At 45.1% G+C, this 5,693-nt stretch carries 3 protein-coding genes; all 3 read right to left on the bottom strand.

The window, feature by feature from the left end; genetic code table 11:
- Positions 1-1,313: phosphoglucomutase/phosphomannomutase family protein (locus tag ACRC27_RS08205; protein ID WP_438639644.1), on the bottom strand; the 1,313-nt coding region annotated here is incomplete at its 3' end.
- Positions 1,314-1,373: 60 nt separating this feature from the next.
- On the bottom strand, positions 1,374-3,776 hold the full coding sequence (locus ACRC27_RS08200; protein ID WP_438639643.1) for a GH36-type glycosyl hydrolase domain-containing protein: 2,403 nt from the start codon (positions 3,774-3,776) through the stop codon (positions 1,374-1,376).
- A 36-nt stretch (positions 3,777-3,812) separates the two neighbouring features.
- Positions 3,813-5,693, bottom strand: a 1,881-nt coding sequence (locus ACRC27_RS08195) for a beta-N-acetylhexosaminidase (protein WP_438639642.1), incomplete at its 5' end; no start/stop codon positions are given.

Here is a 5,693-nt window from a genome sequence, read left to right as displayed (position 1 = left end):
AAACGGGCAATAATCCAACCACCGTTTTTGAAGTAAACCTTGGCCCCATCAGCATAGCTGACTTTATCTATCTCATATTTAAACTCAGGCAGCGCTTTGTCAGTATAGATTTTGGTATATAAACGCGGCTTATCAGCAGCTTTAAATGTGCAGTCACCTTCAGCGGTATAGCAATAACCGTATTCATGGTAAATTTCACTGAGTAACTCAGAGAGTTTTTTACCACTCACACTCATCAATTCGACTAGAAGGCTTGCCGCAAAAATACCGTCTTTACCTTTGATATGTCCGCGAATCGTTAAGCCACCACTGCTCTCACCACCAATCAAAGAATCTTGTTCTTCCATTTTGGCACTGATATGTTTAAATCCAACAGGAACTTCGTAACATTGCTCACCAAAACTTGCCGCTATTTTATCCAGTAAATGGGTCGTCGCTACATTACGTACCACAGATCCTTTCCAGCCTTTATATTTGAGCATGTAGTAATATAAGAGCGCGAGGATCTCATTAGGATGAATAAAATTGCCTTTCTCATCAATGATACCGAGTCTATCAGCATCACCATCTGTGCCGATACCGATATCATAGCCTTGCTCAACAACCATTTCAGTTAAACGGCTCAATGTATGTGCGCTGGGTGATGGCAGTTTTCCACCAAAAAGGGTGTCATGCCGGTCATTGATGACGTCTAAGTCACAGCGGGCACTGATGAGAACCGTTTGTAAGCAGGTTTTAGAAACACCGTGCATAGGATCAAGCAGAACTTTTAGATGACTATTTTTGATAGCTTCCATATCAATAGCATTAATAATGGAGTCAATAAAGTCATTGGTAGGGTCAAATAATTCAATCCAGCCTTGTGCCACAGCTTCATCAAAATCAATAGTTTGAACATCATCAGCGGTTAATTGATTGGCTAGCAGTTCTACTTGCTGAGTTTCTATCTCATTTGCATCACGCCCGCCAAGAGCAAATACTTTGACACCGTTATAATCGGCTGGGTTATGACTTGCTGTGATACATGCACTTAATGCCGTTTTAAGTTGTTTGGCTGCAAACATGATCATTGGGGTTGGCGCATATTTTTTAACAAAATAGACTTTGATGCCATTAGCGGCGACAACTTGTGCCATCCATTTTGAGGCTTTATCGGATAAAAACCGACGATCGAAACCGACTACAAAGCCTTTATCTTGCTGGCCTTGCTCTTTAATCATATTTGCCAATGCTTGGCTAACTCGCTCAACGTTGGCTTTGGTAAATTCTTCGCCAATAAATGCACGCCAGCCACCGGTTCCAAAATGGATCATGATGGTACTCCTCTGTCCGTGAAAGTAGTAAGGGGTGATCGTATCTATCACCCCTTGAAATTATCCCATTATGACAATGACATCATGCACTGAACCTTCAACTTGTGCCGGAATTGCACCGTTGATGGTGTTGCCGTTAAGTGTGATTGATTTAATACCTTTACTGACATGCTCTGGGTTTTGCACGTGAATGTTAAAGGTCGCACCTCGCCACTGGCGTTGAATACGGAATTCAGGCCAACTTGTTGGAATACATGGGTCGATAATCAGGCCATCAAAGCTTAAACGCACCCCTAAGATCCAGTTAGTGGCAGCAAAATAGGCCCAGCCAGATGATCCTGTTAACCAAGGATGATTGGCTTTACCGTGCGATGTGTGATCTTTACCCATGACAAATTGAACATAGGAGTAAGGTTCGGCAATGCGCGTTTCAATCTGATCATTTTGGTTGTACGGCAGCAAAGCATCATAATATTTCATGGCTTGATCGCCGCGGCCAAGTTTAGCTTCTGCAACCCATGCCCAAGGGTTTGGATGTGAGAATATCGCGCCATTCTCTTTTACGCCCTGATAAACACGGGTGACAAAGCCAATATCATCATTAGGTGTGGCAAAAGAGGGCGCATTAAGATGTAAACCCCACGGGGAATAGAGATACTCATCTACGGCATCCATGGCTTTGGTGGCACGCTCAGTATTAGCAACCCCTGAAACGACTGCCCAAGTATTTGATTCTAGATGTACTTTACCTTCGATTTGCTCTTGAGTGCCGATTTTTTCACCGGTTTTGGTGATGCCGCGAATATACCATTCGCCATCCCACAAATTCTCTTCACAGGCGATTCGCACATCTTCTGCCATTTGGCTATAACGCTCTGCATCACCTTCACGGCCAAGGAATTTAGCTGCATCAATGAATGCATCAAGCGCCCAGTAATGCAGGAACGATACCATGGCACTTTCACCACCACCTAAGTTTAGGCAGTCATTCCAGTCGGCACGTAAGCCTTTACAAATACCGGTGCTGCCGACATATTTGGCTGAGAAATCAAGGATTTTAGTCAGGTGCTCATACACAGTGCCTGAGCCACCATCAGCATAATTGACCACTTCATCAAAGAATGCTGTTTCACCGGTTTCCATCACATAACGGCAAACGGTGGGAACTAACCAGAGTGCATCATCTGAACAGGTGTCTTCTAAACCGTGGATCATGTCATCGGCATTCGGGGTTGGGACAACAGTTGGTGATTTATATGCTGGTGCATTACTCTTATTAGGATCAAACCAAGCAGGATCAAATAAGTGCAGGCCGTAACCCTCTTTGACTTGGCCACGCAATAGTTCAATCAGGCGTTGTTTGGTTTTGACTGGATTGGTGTGTGGAACGGCCATCGCATCTTGTGCGGTATCACGATAACCTAATCCGGTACGCCCACCAACTTCGATAAATGAGGCAAAGCGTGACCATACAACACAGGTTTCAGCTTGATAAAGTGTCCATGTATTTAACATGGTATCAAGGCCTTCATGCGGTGTCTGACACTGGAATTTTTCGACACGTTGTGCCCAATGTTGTTTGATTTCGGCAAATGCGGCATCAACGTTGGCTAAATTGCTGTATTTTTCTTTTAATTGCTGACCGGCTTCCATATCACCGATACCGAGCATATAAACAAAGCGTACTTCTTCACCCGGTTGCAGAGTAAAGGCTTTGTGCAATGAACCACAGTGGTTACCGGTTTTCTCAAAGCTGTTCGAGCAGTATCCGCGCTCTACTGCAATAGGTTTAGACTCATCACGATATGCACCGAGGAATTTGTCACGTAGCCCATCAAAGCTGTCTGGGGTAAAGCTAGAGGCAAAGAAGTAATAACCGGTTTCTTTGCTCGGGTTATAGAACAGATCATATTCAAGCACGCCAGCATCATAACGTGTTCCTGCTGAATACAGGCTCATTTGATGGTTCTGATTATCAGAGGTGATGTGGCTAAAAGAGAACTCGACAAATGAGAATGCGCTGAGAGTTCGCGGTGTTGTACCGGTATTTTTAAGGGTGATATCCCACAATTCAACGTTGTCATTGACCGGAACAAACAGTGTTTTCTTGGCATCAATACCGTTGTATTGACAAGAGAATTTTGAATAGGAAAGACCATGGCGGCACTCATATTGTGCTTGTTCTAAGTCTTTACCTACCGGTTGCCATGAAATAGACCAATAATCACCGCTCTGATCATCTCGCAGGTAAACATAGTGACCAGGGCGATCAAATGTTGCATTTGGGCGGAATTTGGTCACTCGGTGATATTCGGGTGATTTATAGAAAGAATAACCACCGGCATTGTGAGAAATTACCGTACAGAAATCGTTCACCCCTAAATAGTTAGTCCACGGCGCAGGCACATCGGGACGGGTGATGACATATTCCCTGTTGTCATTATCAAAGTAACCGTATTTCATGTAAAAACCATCCTTTAAAGTAACGTTCTCTCACACCTAAAATTGGCGGTAATTAATGCCATGTCTATCGAGCAAAGGCCGATGAGCTTGCAGTCGTTGCAAAAAATCGTGCCAGTTACGGATATGTTTTTGACTCCATGCCGCTTCAGACAGAGCCAGTAAGCGTGGATAAAGCATGTAATCGATGCGATTTTGATTATTAATTTGTTCGCACCATAATGCAGCTTGGAGGCCTAGTACATGTTCACGTAATGGCGAGTCAGAAGGAAGATCTGACAGAGGCTCATAATGATAAGCTTGTTCCAAATTTAGATTGCCGGCCCAATCTACTCCCGGTTCAGAGGGGTCTTTACTCTGTGCAAAGTCGAGATAGGTATAAGGTGCCGGTTGCATGATGACGTCATACCCCTGTGTTATGCATTCAGCGCCTGCGGCTTCGCCTCGCCATGAAAAAATGATGGTTTGTTTGCTGACTTTGTTACCATCGGTGGCCTCTTCCCAGCCCATCATGCGTTTTCCATGCGCCTTAAGTTGCTGTTCGATGTAACGCAGCAGATGCCCTTGTAACTCTTTGGGAGATTGATAGTTATGTTGCTGCATCATGGCAAGACAGGCTGGGCTGTCAGTCCACACTCCCTCGGGGACTTCATCAGCACCGATATGGACATACGGCGCTGGAAATAGAGCACAGACCTCAGCAAATACGGTATCTAAAAATGTGTAGGTACTTTGTAGTGCAGGAGAGAGGATATTGTCGTTATAGTATTGAATGCTGCGATACTGTGAGTGGTCTGTTGGATCGCGTAGCAGTTCGGGCAGCGCTAAAATGGCGGCTCGACAGTGCCCTGGGATATCGATTTCCGGAATAATCATGATGCCACGAGCCTGCGCATAGGCGATGACATCGCGGATTTCAGCGTGGGTATAAAAACCACCATGGCGAGTGGAAAGCTGTGTATATTGCGGGGCGATGACCTCATCTGGCCCGCGCCATGCACCGACATGGGTTAATTCCGGATACGCTTTAATTTCAATCCGCCAGCCTTCATCATCGGTTAAGTGCCAATGAAAGGTATTAAATTTGTAATAAGCGAGCTGGTTAATTAGACGCTTAATGGTGCTAATTGTGTGGAAGTGGCGGCCACAATCGAGCATCATCCCGCGGTATGTAAAGCGAGGCTTATCATGAATTTCAACAGCGTGAATTGGGTAAACATTCTGCTTACTGTGCGCTGGCATAGCGGGAATGCATTGTAATAAGCTGGCGGTAGCATGGATAAAACCGACAACCGAGTTTGCGCTCAGTGTGATGCATGATGCATCAATAACCAGAGTATAAGCAGCATCAGACAGGGTAGTATCACGTAGAAAAACGATTTGCCCTTCTGTTTTTCTCGGTAAAGGCAATCCACAGCGTGCAGAAGCTTCTTCTTGCAACCACTGCATGGCAATTTCAGCGAGTGTGTCAGATTGCCCTATGGCGCTCATCTCACCCAGCATAAATGTAGACTCTCTCCATGCACAGTGCTGTGGCACGGGAATAATGCCCTGTTTAGCACTGACTGTTGGCAGAGAGTCAGCTAATGGCGCTTCAGCGAGTGCCAGATCAAATGCGCCAATGTGGATGGGATAACGTATTTTCGTGGTAGCGTTATCATCTCTCTTGTTATCTATTTTGGTCAGTTCCAGATAGGCATCACCAAAACCATCACTGCTGTAGTGAAGAGGCGCTGTACCTAATTCAAATTCAAAGCTAAATGTTCCACCGGCAGCAAGGGGTAGATTACCGTTGGGAGTAAAGCGACAAAAACTGCCTATTTGCTCGATCTTTCCAGACTGCACGGTAGCAGGGTTGATTAAACGGCAAATAGAAAAGCAACAGATCCAATCTGTTATGGGATGTTCTGAGTGATTGAG

The organism is Plesiomonas sp. (genome assembly GCF_051650925.1).
Classification (GTDB): Bacteria; Pseudomonadota; Gammaproteobacteria; order Enterobacterales; family CAMTGL01; genus Plesiomonas.
This window is presented reverse-complemented; position numbering and strand designations above follow the sequence as displayed.